This window comes from Clavibacter davisi (genome assembly GCF_052751415.1).
In genome coordinates, this window is record NZ_CP199882.1 from 1,328,513 (window position 1) to 1,344,232 (window position 15,720).

Sequence of the window (15,720 nt, forward strand, 5' to 3'; positions counted from 1 at the left end):
CGCGCCGCGGGTCAGCCGGGCAGCGGGATCGCCCGCACGGCGTCCCCGGATCGCGCGCCCGCCGACGGCACGACGGCCAGCGCGTCGGCCGCGGCGAGCCCGCGCAGCATGCCCGGCCCCTGCGCGGCGACGGGCACGAGCCGGCCGTCGGCGTCGAAGGCGCACGCGACGAGCCGGGTGCGGGATCCGCCGCCCGGCAGGTCGGCCCCCGCGGTCCACCCGGCCAGCGCGGGGACGGCCCGGCCTGCGAGGCCGTCGACGAGCGGCGGGGCGAACGACAGGAGGCACGCGACCGCGGCGAGCGGGTTGCCGGGCAGGCAGAGGACGGCCCGTCCGTCCGGGAGCTCGGCGAGCATCACGGGGTGCCCCGGGCGCATGCGGACGGCGTCGACCAGGAGGCGCGCGCCGAGGCCGTCGAGGGCGGCGCGCACGTGGTCGGCGGGGCCGCGGGAGCTGCCGCCCGTGGTCAGCACGAGCGGCGCGGTGGCGCGGCCGATGGCGTCGCGCGTGGCGCGGGCGTCGTCGGGGACGCGGGTCGAGGATCCGACGGCGAGGCCGCACGCCCCGAGCAGGCCGGGGAGCGCCGGGCCGACGGCGTCGCGGACGCGGCCGGGCGCGGGCACGCCGTGCGCGACGACCTCGTCGCCGAGGTGGATCACGTCGGTCGCGGCGGGCGCGCGCACCGGCAGCAGGTCGTGGCCCGCGGCGGCCGCGAGCCCGAGCCGCACCGCCGTCAGGCGCGTGCCCGAACGGAGCAGCACGTCGCCGCGCCCGGCCTCCTCGCCCGCGGGCCGGATCTCCGCGCCGGCCCGCGCGCCGCCCGTGGGCGCCAGCGCGTTGACGCGGAGCACGCCGTCCGTGACGTCGCCGTGCTCGCTCCGGAGGACGCCCGCGGTGGACGGCGGCACGGGCGCGCCGGTCGCGATGGGCCGAGCCTCGCCCGGGCCGAGGGCGATGCCGGTGGGTGCGTGGCCGGCGAGCACGGGCGCGCCGACGCGCCACGGCCCGTGTCCGGTGGATCCGACGGCCCAGCCGTCCATCGCGGAGACCGCCGTGCCGGGCAGGTCGACGCGGGCGCGGAGGTCGGCGGCGAGGATCCGTCCCCCGGCGGCGTCGAGCGCGACCGGATCGGCCGCGACGGGGAGGCGGCGGCGCATGCGCTCGCCGAGCAGGTGCGCCGCGGCGCGGGCGTCGTCCCAGGTCGCGTCGCGGAGCGCGGCGGGCGGGGCGGGCGCGGTCTCGGCCGCGCGGGCGGCTCCTGCGTCGACGGTCGCCGGAGCGGTCGTCGCGGTGGCCGCCGCACGCGTCGTCGGGCCGGCGGGGGTCACGCCCGCCCGCCCACGTCGGAGTCGGGCTCGGCCGCCGCCTGGTCGGCGCGCAGGAGGTCGTCGCCGCCCCCCGCGCTGCCGTCGGCGGCGAGCGGGCCGACGGGATCCCGCAGGTGGTCGATCTCGGCCGTGATCTCCGCCGCCAGCCGCCGCGCGTCCGCCGCGTCGCCGCCCGCGCGCCCGACGGCGAGCCCCAGCAGGAACGTCGTGAGGGGAGCGGCCGGCCGGGCGACGCCGTGCGCCGCGTCGCGCGCGAGGTCGAGGACGAGGGCGACGTCGACGTCCTGCGCGGGCAGCTCGAGGAGCGCGGCGACCCGGTGGACCCAGTGGTCGAGCACCGCGGGGTCCGTGGGCGCGGCGGGCGGGGTCGGGCCGGGCGCGGTCGGGCCGGGCATCGCGGCGGCGGGGGAGACGTCAGCGGGCATCGGTGATCCTGTCGTCGGGGAGGCGGAGCCCGTGGGCGTCCGCGTCGGCGGGCGTGTCCACGTCGGCGCAGAGCCGCGCGGGGAGGTCGGCGTAGGCGACGCGGTCGGCGTCGAGCGCCGCGACGACGCGCCGGAGCGGCGCGCCGTGCAGGCCGCCGTGCGCGTCGACCGCGTCGAGGGCGGCCCGGAGGGGCGCCGCGCGGTAGAGGGCGAGGAGCGGCTGGGCGCGTCCGCCGGGATCGCGGGCGAGGATCGCGTCGCGGCCGTCGGCGTGCGCGGCGTCGTGCCGGAGCGGCAGGAGGGCGGCGACCGCCTCGGGGGCGCGGGCGAGGTCCGCGGCGAGCACGAGGATCCACGCGGTCGGCGCCGCGTGCGCGAGCGCGCGGACCCCGGCGGCGAGGGCCGATGCGGGTCCGCCGTGCGCGGGGTCCTCGTCGACGAGCCGCGCGGATCCGGCCGCCCGGCGATGAGCGTCCGTCACCCCGCCCGGGCGGTTGCCCGCCCCGACGACGACGACGCCCGCGCACCCGGCCGCGGCGCGCACCGCCTCCGCGAGGAGCGACGCGCCGTCGTCGCCGCGGACGAGCGCGGTCTTGTCGATGCCGCCGAGCCGCCGCGCCCGGCCGCCCGCGAGGATCACCGCCGCCGTGTCGGCCGCCCGGCGGGCACCCGTCGCGCCGGGCTCGCCGCGAGCGGGGCACGCGGGGCGATCGGGGTGCGCCGGTCGATCCTGGCGCGCGGGCACGGCGCGCACGTCGGTCGCTCCTGCGCTCACGGGTCCTCCGGCCTGCCGCGCCCGGGATGCGGGCGCTCATCGGGTTCCCCGCCGACGCTAGCCCCCCGGCGTTTCCGGCGCGTTGCGGGCGGGCGCGTCGCGGTGTTGCCGCGACCTCTCACGGCGCCGGGGACGACGAGAGGCATCGGGGAGGACGAGAGGCGCCGGCCATCCGCTCAGCGCGCGTCGTCCGCCTCGCGCCGCCCGAGCGCCACGTCCTCCGCGTCGATCATCCCGAGCACGGCGCGCACGGCGACCTCCGGGTAGCGGCCCGCGCGTCGCGCATCGAGGACCGCGGTGCGCTCGGCGTCGATCATGCGGCGCCGGACGCGATCGTGCGTCAGCCGCTCGGCGGTGGTCTCGGGCAGCGCCTCGTCGCCCGGTCCGTCGTTCCCGTCCGCGAGCGCTCGGTCGCGCGCCGCGAGGCCGGCGGCGCGCGCCTCGTCGAGCAGGCGGTCGCGGTCGGAGCGCTCCTGGTCGTCGGCGGAGTGGCCGAGCCGGAGGCGGCGGATGAGCGCCGGCAGCGCGAGCCCGCCCACGAGCGTCCCCGCCACCATCACGAAGGCGAGGAACTGCAGCAGCTCGCGCTCGGGCGTCTCCTCGGGGAGGAGGAACGCGGCGGCCAGCGTCACCACGCCGCGCACGCCGGCCGACGACACGGCCGTCACGGTCCGCCAGTTCCAGGAGCGGGCGCGGAGCCGGGCCGGCCCGTGGTCGAAGAGCACCTTGGCGAGCGCCACCGACGCGAAGCGCGCGGCCGTGAGCACCGCGAGCAGCAGCACCGACAGCCCGGCGATGCTCCAGCCGTCGAGGCTCGACTCCGGCAGCCCCCGCACGATCCCGGCGAGGCTCAGCCCGATGAGGAGGAAGACCGCGTTCTCCAGCAGGAACTGGATCGTCCGCCAGTTCACCGACTCCGCGATCCGGGCTTCGGGGGACTGGATGAGCGGCGCGCGGTACCCGAGCACGAGGCCGGCGGCGACGACCGCGAGCACGCCGGATCCGCCGAGCTCCTGCGCGGGGATGAACGCCACGTAGGGGATCGCGAGCGACAGGCTCGTGTCGAGCACGGCCGACCGGAGGAACCGGCGCACCGCGGAGAAGAGGAAGGCGACCGCGAGCCCCACCGCGATGCCGAGCAGCACGGCCACCGCGAACCCGCCCGCGACGTCCACCGGGTGCACGACGCCGACGATCGCCGCGATGGCCGTGTTGAGCGCGACCAGCGCCGTCGCGTCGTTGAGGAGGCTCTCGGTCTCGAGGATGGACATGACGCGTCGGGGGAGCCGCACGCGCCCGGCGACCGCCGACACCGCGACCGCGTCGGTGGGCGCCACGACCGCGCCGAGGGCGAGCGCCGCGGCGAGCCCCACCGCGGGCACGAGCGCCCAGAGCGCGAGCCCGAACACGAGCAGCGTGACCACCACCACGCCCACCGAGAGCACCGCGATGCTGTCGCGCCGCGCCCGGATGTCCGCCAGCGGCGTGCGGATCGCGGCGGCGAACAGCAGCGGCGGCAGCAGCCCGTAGAGCACGGCGTCCGGCTCGATCTCGACCTGCGGCACGCCCGGCACGAACGACGCGACGGCGCCCACCGCCACGAGCGCGACGGGCGCCGACCAGCCCGCACGCCCGGCGATGCCGGACACCGCCACCGTGACGACGACGAAGGAGACGACCCAGGCGATGATCTCGGGCATGCGCGGCGTCCGATCGGGAGAGCGGGAGAGCGGGAGGGGAGGTCGTGCGCTGGGGGCGCGACGGGCCGGTCAGGCGGGGCGGATCCGTCCGCGGGCCGCCTCGAGGTCCCGTGCGTCGAGCCCGTGGCCGCCGGGTCGCACGCGCGAGACGGCATCGGCCCCGCGGGCCGCGGCCTCGCGCACCGCGCGCTCCACGTCGGCGAGCGGCGCCATCGGATCGGCGTCGCCGTTGAGCAGCGTGATGCGCGCACCCGAGAGGTCCGCGGCCGGCTCCCGGTCGCCGAGGGGCCAGCGCGCCGAGAACGCGAGGGTCTCCGGCAGGACCGCCGGATGCAGCAAGGTGGTCGCCAGCGCCATGTTCGCCCCGTTCGAGAACCCGACGGCGAGGATCGCGCGCCCCTCGAGAGCGTAGGCCGACCGCGCCGCGGCGACCAGGTCGGCCAGCTCGGCCGCGCGCGCCACCACGTCGTCCACGTCGAAGACGCCCTCGGCGTGCCGGCTGAACCAGCGGGCGGCGGATCCCTCGCGCACGCTCCCGCGCGGTGCCAGCACCGGCTGACCGGGCGCCACGAGCCGCGCGAGCTCGATGCCCTGCCGCTCGTCGGCGCCCGTGCCGTGGAGCCCGAGGATCACCGGGCCGTCGACCGCGCCGGGCTGGACGAGGTGCGGGGTGCGGTCGAGGAGCGCGCTCACGCGACGGAGCCGGCGTCGGGCGCGTCGGGCGAGACGGCCGACTCGTCGGGCAGGCGCAGCGGCGGCACCGCGGCCTCGATGTCGGCGCGGCTCGGCTCCAGCCACGGCGGCAGGCGGAGGCTGCGGCCGAGCTCGAGCAGCGGCTCGTCGATGTCGAAGCCGGGGGTGTCCGTCGCGATCTCGAACAGCACGCCGCCGGGCTCGCGGAAGTAGATGGACGTGAAGTACTGCCGGTCGAGGATCTGCGTCACCTGGTGCCCGCGGTCCACCAGCTCGTCGCGCCATGCCTGCTGGCGGGCGCGGTCGGGCACGCGGAACGCCACGTGGTGCACGGTGCCGCCCGCGGTCAGGCCCTGCTGCACGCCCGGGTCGGCGACCACGTCGACGATCGCGCCCGGTCCGCCGTCGCCCGCGGCGAAGCGGAAGCGGCCGTCGCGCTCGTCCACGAGCCGGAGCCCGAGGTCGTCGGTGAGGACGGACGCGGTGCCCGCCGGATAACGCACGGTGAGCACGGAGGAGTGCTGGCCGCGGATCGCGTGCTCGGCGGGCACGTCGGCGGAGTCCCACGGGTCGCGCGGGTCGTCGACGGAGGACGCGACGAGGTCGAGCTGCAGGCCGTCGGGGTCGCGGAGGGAGAGGCGCTCCTCCGCGGATCCGGTCGACGAGATCGACGAGGCGACGCCGACCCGGCGCAGGTGCTCGGTCCACCAGCCGAGGCTGCCGGCCGGCACGGAGAACGCGGTCGTCGTCGACTGGCCCGCGCCGACGCGGCCCGCCGGCACGCCCTTCCACGGGAAGAAGGTGAGGAGGGATCCGGGCCGGCCCTCGGCGTCGCCGTAGTAGAGGTGGTAGCTGCCCGGACTGTCGAAGTTGACGGTGCGCTTGACGAGCCGGAGCCCCATGGCGCGCACGTAGAAGTCCACGTTCCGCTGCGGGTCGCCGCCGATGGCGGTCACGTGATGCAGTCCCTGGGTGCTGGCGGTCATGAGGCGCTCCTTCCGCGCGGCCCGGTCGGGCCATGTCCATGCAAACGCATGGGGTGGCGGATCATTCCCGCCGGGGACGCAGGAGGGGAGGTGGCGCGCGCCACCTCCCCTCGTCCGTCGCTCCTCGTCAGTCGTCGAGGTGGGCGATCGCGTAGTCGGCCTCCTCGGCCGTGAACTTCTCGCCGTACTCGCTCGTGAGCTGGTCGCGGATGGCGGCCGGGGACATGGCGGCCATCTCGCGGTAGGTCTTCGCCTTCGCGAGCGCGTTGGCGTTCCAATCGGCCTGGATGTTGTCGACGGCGTACTGCGCCGCCTCGGGCGTGAACTTCTCGCCGTACTCGCTCGTGAGCTGGTCGTAGAGGCCGGCCTTGCTCATGTCGAGGCTGTTCGCGTACGTCTCCGCCTTGATCAGCGCGGTGGCGCTCTCGACGGGGACGGCCGGCGCCGCGGGCTCGGCCGCGGCGGAGGTCTCCTCGACGGTCGGCTCGGTCACCTCGGGGGTCGGCGCGGGAGCGGCCTCCGCCTCGGCCGTCGCCTCGACGGCCGCCCGCTCCACGGAGGAGCTCACGGTGCCGAGCGCGGCGGCGAAGGTGATGGTGACGATGAGCGACGTGACCGCCGCGACGGCGCCGAGGGAGAGCCCGGTTATCGCGAACCCCTTGCTCTGCGCGCGGCGCAGGGCGAGGATCCCGAGCACGACGGCCGCCGCACCGAGGATCAGGCCGCCGACGGGGACGAGCCCCGACAGGAACGCGACGATCCCGACGACCAGCGCGGCGACGGCGAGGCCCTTCGGCTGCGCGCCGTACGGGGGCGGAGGGGCCAGGGTGGTGGTCCCGCCGGGGACGGGCGGGCCGGAGGGGCCGGCGGGTCGGGCGTCGTTCGGGTCCTGGGACGGGTACCCAGGCTGCTCGGGGGTGCTCATGGGTCGAGCTTCACATCATGCAGATGCATGTACCTCCCCCAGTTCGCGTGCTCCCCGGACGGGGGCCGACGACACGGCAGCCCCGATCGGGGAGCCGCCTCACCCCCCGACGGCCCGCCGCACCAGCTCCGCCACGCGCTCCTCGTTCGCGGGATCCACCGCGGTGAGCGCGTACGAGGTCGGCCACATGGTGCCCTCGTCGAGCCGCGCCGGATCCTGGAACCCGAGCGTGGAGTACCGGGTGCCGAACTTCGATCCCGGCTGGAAGAACACGACGGGCTTGCCGTCCGCGTCGGCGTAGGCCGGGAAGCCGTACCAGGTCTTGGGGGCGAGGCCCGGCGCGTGCGCGAGCACGAGCGCGTGCAGCCACTCGGCGATGGCGCGCTCCTCGGGCGGCATCGCGGCGAACGCGTCGAGCACGCCCTGGAGCGCGGCCGCCTGCTTGTCGGCGGCCTTCTGCGCCTTGGCCTCCTCGCGCAGCTCGCGGGCGCGCTGCTTCATCGCGTCGCGCTCGTCCTTCGAGAATCCGGTGTCGGTCATGTCCGCTCCCTGCCTGGTGGTGTGCCTGGAGCGTGACAGGTGCCGGGGGAGCCGACAAGCGCCCGGCGGATCTGCACCCCGGCCGGACGGCGTACCGTCGTCCCATGAGCACCCACGAGCAGGACCAGCCCATCATGGACGGCGCCGGCGAGGCCACGGCGGACGAGAAGCGCGCCGGGCTCGCGGAGCAGGTCGCCTACGACCACCGCGACAGCGGATCCGACGCCATGGCCGCCGACCTCGCGCGCCGCACCGAGGACGCCGGACTCGGCGACGGACCGGCCGATCCCGCCGCCACGCAGGCGACCTCCACCGGCCGCGACGGCGTCGCCGGCGAGGCCGACGCCGACGTCGACGGGCCGCACCCCGCCTGATCCGACCGACACGCCCGCGAGGAGCCGCCCGGAATGCCCGGGCGGCTCCCCGTCGTTGGGGCAGGGGATGACCGAGATCCGAGAGACCCCCGCCCGCACGTCCGCCCCCGCCGCGTCCCCCCGCTCCGACGGCACCGGCCGCACGGCCCTCGTGGTCGGCGCCACCGGCATCAGCGGATCCGCGCTGGTCGACCAGCTCACCGCCGAGGGCTGGGACGTCCTCGCCCTCAGCCGCCGCGCCGGCGCCGACCGCCCGGGCGTCCGCTGGATCAGCGCCGACCTCCGCTCCGCCGACGACCTCCGCCGCGCGCTCGCGCCCGAGAAGCCGACCCACGTGTTCTTCACGGCCTGGTCGCGCCAGGCGACGGAGCAGGAGAACATCGCCGTCAACGGCGGCATGGTCCGCGACCTCCTCGCCGCCCTCGACGGCGCGCCCGTCGAGCACGCCGCGCTCGTCACCGGTCTCAAGCACTACCTGGGCCCGTTCGAGGCGTACGGCCAGGGCGCGATGCCCGACACCCCGTTCCACGAGGACGAGCCGCGCCTCGACGCCCCGAACTTCTACTACGCGCAGGAGGACGAGCTGTTCGCGGCCGCCTCCCGCCAGGGCTTCGCGTGGTCGGTGCACCGCTCGCACACCGTCATCGGGCACGCGGTCGGCAACCAGATGAACATGGGGCTGACCCTTGCGGTGTACGGCTCCATCTGCCGTGACCTCGGCCTGCCGTTCGTCTTCCCGGGCAGCGAGACCCAGTGGAACGGGCTCACGGACGTCACCGACGCCACCGTCCTCGCCGACCAGATGATCTGGGCGGCCACCGACGAGGCTGGCCGCGACGCGGCGTTCAACGTCGTCAACGGCGACGTGTTCCGCTGGCGCTGGATGTGGCCGCGCCTCGCCGCGTGGTTCGGCGTCGAGCCCGTCGGCTTCCAGGACGCGCCGCGCCCCCTCGAGCAGCAGATGGCGGGCTACGAGGACGAGTGGGCGCGCATCGCCCGCGAGGCCGGGCTCGCGGAGTCGGATCTGGACCGCATCGCGTCCTGGTGGCACACCGACGCCGACCTCGGCCGCGACATCGAGGTCGTCACCGACATCAGCGCGAGCCGGCTCGCCGGGTTCCACACGCACCACCGCACGCTCGACAGCTTCCTGGGGCTCTTCGAGCGCTACCGCACGGAGGGGCTCATCCCGCGCTGACCGCCGCTCTCGGTCCGGCCGCCGTCGGTCGGGCCGGCGGGCGTCCGTAGGAGAGGCGGCGGATCGCCCGCTCGGCCGGGCCCGCGATCCCGCGCCGCTCGAGCGCCACGGCCACCGCGACCGTGACGAGCCACACCCCGATCGCGACGAGGGCGATGCGCGCCGTCCCCGCGCCCACGCCGAGGCCGAGCGCCCACGGCTCGAGCAGGATCGCGAAGAGCACCGACTGCAGCAGGTAGCAGGTCATCGAGCGGCGGCCCACCGCGATCAGCGCCCCGAGCACCGGACCGGGCGCCGCATCCGCGCGACGGGCCCGCACCGCGACGGCCCACCCCACGACGCCGAGCAGCCCGAGCGCGCCCGCGACGCCCGTGGCCCCGTGCAGCACGCCGAGCAGGTACAGCGTCACGGGATCCGCGTCGAGCGCGCCCACGGTCCCGAGCACCAGCGGCAGCGCGCCGAGCACGCTGACGGGCATCCCCACGAGCGCGAGACGCCGGAGGAGCGGCAGGTGCGCGCCCGGCTCCTCGAGCACGCGGCGGCGGCCGAGCAGGATCCCGACGGCCGCGAGCGGCACGAGCGTGCCCACCGTCAGGGGCGTGGCGACGAGCAGCGCGGCCAGCGTGACGGAGCGGCTCGCGAGGTCGCCGAGGAACGAGCCGTCGCCGCCGAAGAGCGAGCCCGCTGCGTCACCGCCCGCGAGGCCGTCCGCTCCCGCGAGGGCGAGGAACGCGATCGCGGGCGCCCACACGAGCACGCGGAAGACGCGATCGCTCGCGCGGTACAGGGCGGCGAGGGCGAGCCCGAGGATCCCGTACGACAGCAGGATGTCGCCCTCGAAGAGCAGCACCACGTGCAGCGCCCCGAACACCATGAGCCAGAGGCTCCGGCGCAGCAGCAGACGCCGGGCGCGCGGTCCGTCGACGCCCGCCGCGGCCTGCCGGCGGAGGATCACGGTGAAGCCGTAGGCGAAGAGCATCGTGAACAGCGGGAACGCGCGGTTGTCGACGAACGTGCCGACCAGCACGTCGGCCACGTGGTCGAGCGCGGTGCCGTCCGTCGGACGCGCGAGCGGCCCGGTCGGGCGGCCGGCGATGAAGTACACGGAGTTCGCGAGCGCGATGCCGAGGAGCGCCATCCCGCGGAGGAGGTCGGGCGCCGGGCTCCGCTCCGACGCGGCGGTGGGCGCGGCGTAGGCGGCGGGCGGGGGCGCGGGCGTCGGCGCGGGCGCGGGGGAGCCGGGGATCGTGGTCACCCGACCAGCCTGCCCGCCGCGCGCCGCGGCCGCCACCGTCGCGGGCGGGGCGGCATCCACCGATCGGCCGATGCCGTGGATCGACCGCTCGGCCGTTCCCCTCCGGCCGCTCGGCCGCCACGCTGGACCCATGACCACAGCAGCCGTCGAGGAGCACGTGAGCGTGCGCGACCTCGCCAAGTCCTACGGCACGACCACCGCCCTCCGGGGCGTCACCTTCGACATCCACCGCGGCGAGACGTTCGCGCTCCTCGGGCCGAACGGCGCCGGGAAGTCGACGACCATCGAGATCCTCGAGGGGTACCGGCTCCGCAGCGGTGGATCCGCGCGCGTGCTCGGCGTGGACCCCGCGACCGGCGGCCGCGCCTGGCGCGCCCGCATCGGCATGGTGCTCCAGTCGAGCTCGGAGAGCGGCGCCATGACCGTCCGCGAGCAGGTCGCGCACTTCGCCCGCATGTACCCGCGGCCACGCGACGTCGACGCGACCATCGCGGCCGTCGGCCTCACCGAGAAGGCCGGCACCCTGCTGCGCTCGCTCTCGGGCGGCCAGCGGCGGCGCGTGGACGTGGCCCTCGGGATCATCGGCCGCCCCGAGCTGCTGTTCCTCGACGAGCCGACGACCGGCTTCGACCCCGAGGCCCGGCACCGCTTCTGGGACCTCGTGCGCGAGCTCAAGGCCGAGGGCACCACGATCCTCCTCACCACCCACTACCTCGACGAGGCCGCGCAGCTCGGCGACCGGGCCGCGGTGATCGCGGGCGGCGAGCTGGTGGCCATCGGCCGGCTCGACGAGATCGGGGGAGAGGAGGCGCGGATCCCGCGGGTCCTCTGGCGCGACGACGACGGACCGCACGAGGAGCGCACGCGGGAGCCCGCCGCGACCGTGGCGCGCCTCGCCGCGGCCACCCCGGGCGGGGAGCCGCGCGACCTGCGCATCGTCCGCCCGAGCCTCGAGGACGTGTACCTCGGGCTGCTCGCCGAGGCCGGCGCCCCGGCGACGGGCGCACCGACCGCCGCAGCCGCCGCGTCCGCCGCCGAGGAGGTGGCGGCATGACCGCCGTCCGCCCCGCGCGTCTCGCCGCGGACCGCGCCCTCGCCCTGCCCGGCGTCCTCCCGCTCGGGCTCCACCGGATCCGCTACGAGGTGCGCCGCTACTTCCGGCAGACCGACACGATCATCTTCACGTTCCTGTTCCCGGTCATCATGCTGTCGATCTTCTCGGTCGCCTTCGGCTCGTCCGGCAACCTCGGCACGGCGCCCGACGGCTCGGGCGGCGTGAGCGCCGCGGCCTACTACCTGCCGGGCATGATCGCGGCGGGCATCCTCCTCTCGGGCGTGCAGAACCTCGCGGTCGACATCGCGATGGAGCGCAGCGACGGGACGCTCAAGCGGCTCGCCGGATCCCCGCTCCCGGTGCTCTCGTACTTCATCGGCAAGGCCGGGCAGGTCGTCGTCACCTCGCTGCTCCAGATGGTCGTGCTGCTCCTCGTCGCCCGGTTCGCCTTCGGCGTGGAGCTGCCGACCGACGCCGGCCGCTGGGCCACCTTCGCGTGGGTCTACGCGCTCGGGATCACGTCGTCGGCCGTGCTCGGCATCGCGCTCAGCCGCATCCCGCGCTCCGGCGCGTCGGCCACGGCGGTCATCACGCCCATCGTGCTCGTGCTGCAGTTCATCAGCGGCGTGTACCTGACGTTCACGATGCTGCCGACCTGGTTGCAGGACGTCGCGGCCTTCCTGCCGCTGAAGTGGATGGCGCAGGGCATGCGCGCCGTGTTCCTGCCGGACGCGCTCGCCTCCGTCGAGCGCGGCGGCACCTGGGACCTCGCGGGCGTCGCGGGGGTCCTCGCGATCTGGCTGGTCGGCGGCACGATCGCCGCCGTCGCGACCTTCCGCTGGATCCGACGGGACTCCTGAGCGGTGCGCGAGCGCACGGCGGGATGGCAGGCTCAGGGCATGATCCCGGTCCGCACCGTCCACCTCGCCTACGCGGTGGCCATGGCGGTGCTGGTCCTGCTCGCCCTCGGCCAGCGCGGGGACGTCGGGTGGGGCGCGTGGGGCGCGATCGCGGCCATGATCGCCCTGTACCTCCTGGTGGGCCGTCGTGCGCTCGAGGCCGCCGCGGCGGCGTCTGCCACGGAGGCGCGGCTGCCCCCGGAGCCGTCGGCGGTCGTCTTCCTCGCGCTCGTCATCCCGGCCGCCACCTGGGGCGTCGCGAGCCTGTCGACGTTCGCCGTCGTCCAGTGCGTGCTGTGCCCGCTCGTGTGGCTGCTCCTCGACCGGGTGCGCGACGCCGTCATCGGGACCCTCGTGCTCACCGCATCCATCGCCGTGGGCTTCGTGGTCGGCTTCGGCGACCTGCCGGGCGCCCTCCCGACCATGGCCCTGTCGCAGGGGCTCAGCCTCGGCGGCACCATCGCGCTCGGGCTCTGGATCACGCGGATCGCCGACCTCAGCCGCGAGCGCCTGCAGCTCCTGGAGGGGCTCCGGGCGGCGCAGGCGCAGGTCGAGGAGCTCGGTCGTGAGGCGGGGACCGCCCGCGAGCGGGAGCGGCTGTCGGCCGACATCCACGACACGGTCGCGCAGGACCTCACGGGCGTCGTGATGCTCGCCCAGCGCGGCCGGCGGGAGCTCCGCGGCGCCGACCCCTCCGCGGTGGAGGCGACGCTCGCGCTCCTCGAGGACAGCGCGCGCGACGCCCTCACCCAGACGCGCGCCATCGTCGCCGCCACCGCACCCGTCGAGCTGACGGACGGCCTCGCGGCGGCGCTCCGCCGGATGGGCGCGCGCCTCGAGCGCGAGACGGGCACCCCGGTGGCGGTCCGGGCCGACGCGGGCGCGGATCCCGTCGACCGCGACGCCGAGGTCGTCCTCCTCCGCTGCGCCCAGGAGGGGCTCGCCAACGTGCGTCGCCACGCGGGCGCCACCGCGGTGGAGCTCGGGCTCGCCCGTGACGGCGCCGACCTGGTGCTCGTGGTCCGCGACGACGGCCGCGGGTTCGACGCGGCGCGGGCCTCCGACGGCTACGGGCTCGCCGGCATGCGGCGCCGGCTGGATGCCGCGGCCGGGCGCCTCGACGTCGCGAGCGGGCCCCGGGGGACGGTCCTCACGGCGCGGATCCCGGCCCACGCGGCGGCGGCCCCGGCGGACGCCCCGGCGGATGCCATGACGCCGGCCGCTCCGCCCGCCCAGCGCGCACCGGCTGCCCCCACCGGCGCCGCACCCGGCGCCGCACCCGCCGCCGCACCCGAGTCCGCACCCGCCGCCACCGGGGCGGCGCGCGCATGACCGGCCCGCGGATCCGCGTCGCCGTCGTCGACGACCACCCCGTGGTGCGCGCGGGCCTCGCCGCCCTGCTCGCGTCCGCCGACGGCATCGAGGTCGTCGGCCAGGCGCCCGACGGCGATGCGGCGATCGCGCTCGCCGTCTCCGAGCGCCCCGACGTGGTGCTCATGGACCTCCGCATGCCCGGCCTCGACGGCGTCGGCGCGACCGCCCGGATCCGCGAGGAGGCGCCCGACGTGCGCGTCCTCGTCCTCACGACCTACGAGACCGACGCGAGCATCCTCACCGCCATCGAGGCGGGCGCGAGCGGCTACCTGCTGAAGGCCGCGCCCGAGGAGGAGATCCTCGCGGGCGTCCGCGCGGTGGCCCGGGGCGACGTCGCTCTCGCGCCCGCCCTCGCGGCGCGGCTCGTGCGGCAGGTGGCGCGTCCGGCCGCCCCCGCCGCCCCGGCCCCGACCCTCAGCCCGCGCGAGACCCAGGTGCTCGCGCTCGTCGCGGCCGGCCGCACGAACGCGCGCATCGCCCTCGAGCTGCACGTGACCCCGGCCACCGTGAAGACGCACCTGCTGCACGTCTTCGAGAAGCTCGGCGTCGGCGACCGGACGCGCGCGGTCACGCTCGCGATGGAGCTCGGGCTGCTGCCGTCGGCGACGGGGTCCGCGCGGGGCTGAGGCCGTCCGCCGCCGGCGTCCGGCCGGGCCCCCGACCGCGGGACAGGGCGGTAACGCTTGGATAACGTCTCCGGGAAGCAGTGTCCCCGGCTGCGGAAATGGATATGTTCTGACCGACGACGAACGCTCAGATCCCCGCCCACGCGCCGATCCGCCCGCCGTCGCCCGCACCGCCCCCAGCACACCACCACACCGCAGCAGCACCCGACCCGAGGACGCGTCGGCGCACCACCACGGCCCCTCGCGACGACGCGACGGCCCGGTGCACCTCGCCCCCGGACGGGCCACCCGAGAGGACCCGCCGACATGGCATCCGGACGTAACGCACGACAGATCAGCTCCCTCCTCCTCCTCGCCGGCGTCGCCGCCGGCCTCACCGCGTGCGCGCCGCAGGGCGCCACGAACACCGGCTCCGGGGGCGGCGACGCGGCCGGCGGCACCGAGTGCAACGTGGGCATCTCGATGCCCACCCGCAGCCTCGAGCGCTGGATCAACGACGGCGAGGGCCTCAAGTCGAAGCTCGAGGGCGACGACTGCAAGGTCGACCTCCAGTACGCCGACAACAAGACCGACGCGCAGATCAGCCAGATCCAGAACCAGGTCGCCGGCGGCGCCAAGATCCTCGTGGTCGCGGCCGTCGACGGCAAGACGCTGGGACCTGCCCTCGAGGACGCGAAGAGCCAGGGCGTCACGGTCATCGCCTACGACCGCCTCATCAACGGCACCGAGGCCGTCGACTACTACGCCACCTTCGACAACTACAAGGTGGGCCAGCTCCAGGGCGAGTTCATCAAGGAGCAGCTCGACCTCGACAGCGCCGCCGGCCCCATCACCATGGAGCCCTTCGCGGGCAGCCCCGACGACAACAACGCCGGCTTCTTCTTCGGCGGCGCCTGGGACGTCCTCCAGCCCTACGTCGCGGAGGGCAAGCTGACCGTCCCCTCGGGCAAGTCGCCGGCCACGAGCGCCGACTGGCAGTCCATCGGCATCCTCGGCTGGGGATCCGACGACGCGCAGGCCGAGATGGACAACCGCCTGCAGTCGTTCTACACGGGCGGCCAGAAGGTCCAGGTCGTCCTCTCGCCCAACGACAGCCTCGCGCTCGGCATCGAGGCGTCGCTCTCGAGCGCCGGCTACGCGCCCGGCGCCGACTGGCCCGTCATCACCGGCCAGGACGCCGACAAGGCCAACGTGCAGGCGATCCTCCAGGACAAGCAGTCCATGACCGTCTGGAAGGACACCCGGGCGCTCGGCGACCAGGTCCAGAAGATGATCGGCGAGATCGTGAAGGGCGACGAGGTCACCGTCAACGACACGAAGTCGTACGACAACGGCAAGAAGGTCGTCCCGTCGTTCCTCCTCGACCCGCAGGTGGTCGTGAAGGACGACGTGCAGAAGACGCTCGTCGACTCCGGCTTCCTCAAGGCTTCCGACGTCGGCCTGTAGTCCCACCCGCGGTCGACGGGCGCCCGGCAGCACGCCGGGCGCCCGTCGGCCGCGTCACCGTCTCCACCCGGCGCCCGCCTCCCGGCGCGCGCCACCGACCCGAACGGGAACCAGGAGCCAGG

Annotated in this window: 16 protein-coding genes; 7 read left to right on the forward strand and 9 right to left on the reverse strand. The window is 76.3% G+C overall.

Annotation, left to right across the window (positions count from 1 at the left end; translation table 11 throughout):
* Positions 1-11: 11 nt before the first annotated feature.
* From ACU4ZT_RS06335 to ACU4ZT_RS06370, 8 genes are all read right to left on the reverse strand, one after another.
* Positions 12-1,328, reverse strand: a complete 1,317-nt coding sequence (locus ACU4ZT_RS06335; protein ID WP_445338395.1) for a molybdopterin molybdotransferase MoeA — start codon at positions 1,326-1,328, stop codon at positions 12-14.
* Positions 1,325-1,753, reverse strand: a complete 429-nt coding sequence (locus ACU4ZT_RS06340; protein ID WP_217491910.1) for a DUF6457 domain-containing protein — start codon at positions 1,751-1,753, stop codon at positions 1,325-1,327. The genes ACU4ZT_RS06335 and ACU4ZT_RS06340 overlap by 4 nt, the downstream gene beginning before the upstream one ends.
* Entirely contained in the window at positions 1,743-2,528 is a 786-nt protein-coding gene (gene mobA / locus ACU4ZT_RS06345) for a molybdenum cofactor guanylyltransferase (protein ID WP_445338397.1), read from the reverse strand. The genes ACU4ZT_RS06340 and mobA overlap by 11 nt, the downstream gene beginning before the upstream one ends.
* A gap of 176 nt (positions 2,529-2,704) precedes the next feature.
* Complete coding sequence (locus tag ACU4ZT_RS06350; protein WP_445338399.1) at positions 2,705-4,228, reverse strand: cation:proton antiporter; 1,524 nt, start codon at positions 4,226-4,228, stop codon at positions 2,705-2,707.
* Positions 4,229-4,297: 69 nt separating this feature from the next.
* On the reverse strand, positions 4,298-4,921 hold the full coding sequence (locus ACU4ZT_RS06355) for an alpha/beta hydrolase (RefSeq protein WP_063071196.1): 624 nt from the start codon (positions 4,919-4,921) through the stop codon (positions 4,298-4,300).
* Positions 4,918-5,907 (reverse strand): ring-cleaving dioxygenase, encoded by a 990-nt coding sequence (locus ACU4ZT_RS06360; protein ID WP_270979368.1) that lies wholly within the window; start codon positions 5,905-5,907, stop codon positions 4,918-4,920. The genes ACU4ZT_RS06355 and ACU4ZT_RS06360 overlap by 4 nt, the downstream gene beginning before the upstream one ends.
* 127 nt (positions 5,908-6,034) lie before the next feature.
* The gene (locus ACU4ZT_RS06365; RefSeq protein ID WP_270979369.1) at positions 6,035-6,832 is read right to left on the reverse strand and encodes an Ltp family lipoprotein; all 798 of its coding nucleotides are present in this window, start codon (positions 6,830-6,832) and stop codon (positions 6,035-6,037) included.
* A gap of 99 nt (positions 6,833-6,931) precedes the next feature.
* Positions 6,932-7,372, reverse strand: a complete 441-nt coding sequence (locus tag ACU4ZT_RS06370; protein ID WP_270979371.1) for an iron chaperone — start codon at positions 7,370-7,372, stop codon at positions 6,932-6,934.
* A gap of 104 nt (positions 7,373-7,476) precedes the next feature.
* Here ACU4ZT_RS06370 and ACU4ZT_RS06375 point away from each other — a divergent pair, with 104 nt between their 5' ends.
* Both ACU4ZT_RS06375 and ACU4ZT_RS06380 read left to right on the forward strand, forming a co-directional pair.
* A complete protein-coding gene (locus ACU4ZT_RS06375) occupies positions 7,477-7,746 on the forward strand; it encodes a hypothetical protein (RefSeq protein ID WP_270979373.1) in 270 nt (89 codons plus the stop codon).
* A gap of 67 nt (positions 7,747-7,813) precedes the next feature.
* Positions 7,814-8,944, forward strand: coding sequence for an SDR family oxidoreductase (locus tag ACU4ZT_RS06380; RefSeq protein WP_063071200.1), 1,131 nt, complete (start codon positions 7,814-7,816; stop codon positions 8,942-8,944).
* Here ACU4ZT_RS06380 and ACU4ZT_RS06385 read toward each other — a convergent pair.
* Positions 8,931-10,199 carry a DUF418 domain-containing protein gene (locus ACU4ZT_RS06385; protein WP_445338403.1) on the reverse strand — a complete coding sequence of 423 codons (1,269 nt, stop codon included), beginning with the start codon at positions 10,197-10,199 and terminating at the stop codon, positions 8,931-8,933. The two genes, ACU4ZT_RS06380 and ACU4ZT_RS06385, sit on opposite strands and share 14 nt — an antisense overlap.
* 130 nt (positions 10,200-10,329) lie before the next feature.
* Here ACU4ZT_RS06385 and ACU4ZT_RS06390 point away from each other — a divergent pair, with 130 nt between their 5' ends.
* From ACU4ZT_RS06390 to ACU4ZT_RS06410, 5 genes are all read left to right on the forward strand, one after another.
* On the forward strand, positions 10,330-11,253 hold the full coding sequence (locus tag ACU4ZT_RS06390; protein WP_445338405.1) for an ABC transporter ATP-binding protein: 924 nt from the start codon (positions 10,330-10,332) through the stop codon (positions 11,251-11,253).
* A complete protein-coding gene (locus tag ACU4ZT_RS06395) occupies positions 11,250-12,113 on the forward strand; it encodes an ABC transporter permease (RefSeq protein WP_445338407.1) in 864 nt (287 codons plus the stop codon). Before ACU4ZT_RS06390 ends, ACU4ZT_RS06395 begins: the two co-directional genes overlap by 4 nt.
* A gap of 39 nt (positions 12,114-12,152) precedes the next feature.
* Positions 12,153-13,484: a sensor histidine kinase gene (locus ACU4ZT_RS06400; RefSeq protein WP_445338409.1), complete on the forward strand. Its 1,332-nt coding sequence runs from the start codon at positions 12,153-12,155 to the stop codon at positions 13,482-13,484.
* Positions 13,481-14,152: a response regulator transcription factor gene (locus ACU4ZT_RS06405; protein WP_414748098.1), complete on the forward strand. Its 672-nt coding sequence runs from the start codon at positions 13,481-13,483 to the stop codon at positions 14,150-14,152. The genes ACU4ZT_RS06400 and ACU4ZT_RS06405 overlap by 4 nt, the downstream gene beginning before the upstream one ends.
* Before the next feature lie 306 nt (positions 14,153-14,458).
* Entirely contained in the window at positions 14,459-15,598 is a 1,140-nt protein-coding gene (locus ACU4ZT_RS06410) for a substrate-binding domain-containing protein (protein WP_063071204.1), read from the forward strand.
* Positions 15,599-15,720 lie beyond the last annotated feature (122 nt).

Bases quoted from the DNA above. Each gene is read 5' to 3' on its own strand.
- ACU4ZT_RS06350 (WP_445338399.1), bottom strand. From the start codon at position 4,228: ATGCCCGAGATCATCGCCTGGGTCGTCTCCTTCGTCGTCGTCACGGTG.
- ACU4ZT_RS06365 (WP_270979369.1), bottom strand. From the start codon at position 6,832: ATGAGCACCCCCGAGCAGCCTGGGTACCCGTCCCAGGACCCGAACGAC.
- ACU4ZT_RS06395 (WP_445338407.1), top strand. From the start codon at position 11,250: ATGACCGCCGTCCGCCCCGCGCGTCTCGCCGCGGACCGCGCCCTCGCC.
- ACU4ZT_RS06405 (WP_414748098.1), top strand. From the start codon at position 13,481: ATGACCGGCCCGCGGATCCGCGTCGCCGTCGTCGACGACCACCCCGTG.
- ACU4ZT_RS06370 (WP_270979371.1), bottom strand. From the start codon at position 7,372: ATGACCGACACCGGATTCTCGAAGGACGAGCGCGACGCGATGAAGCAG.
- ACU4ZT_RS06400 (WP_445338409.1), top strand. From the start codon at position 12,153: ATGATCCCGGTCCGCACCGTCCACCTCGCCTACGCGGTGGCCATGGCG.
- ACU4ZT_RS06380 (WP_063071200.1), top strand. From the start codon at position 7,814: ATGACCGAGATCCGAGAGACCCCCGCCCGCACGTCCGCCCCCGCCGCG.
- ACU4ZT_RS06360 (WP_270979368.1), bottom strand. From the start codon at position 5,907: ATGACCGCCAGCACCCAGGGACTGCATCACGTGACCGCCATCGGCGGC.
- ACU4ZT_RS06340 (WP_217491910.1), bottom strand. From the start codon at position 1,753: ATGCCCGCTGACGTCTCCCCCGCCGCCGCGATGCCCGGCCCGACCGCG.
- ACU4ZT_RS06390 (WP_445338405.1), top strand. From the start codon at position 10,330: ATGACCACAGCAGCCGTCGAGGAGCACGTGAGCGTGCGCGACCTCGCC.
- ACU4ZT_RS06410 (WP_063071204.1), top strand. From the start codon at position 14,459: ATGGCATCCGGACGTAACGCACGACAGATCAGCTCCCTCCTCCTCCTC.
- ACU4ZT_RS06375 (WP_270979373.1), top strand. From the start codon at position 7,477: ATGAGCACCCACGAGCAGGACCAGCCCATCATGGACGGCGCCGGCGAG.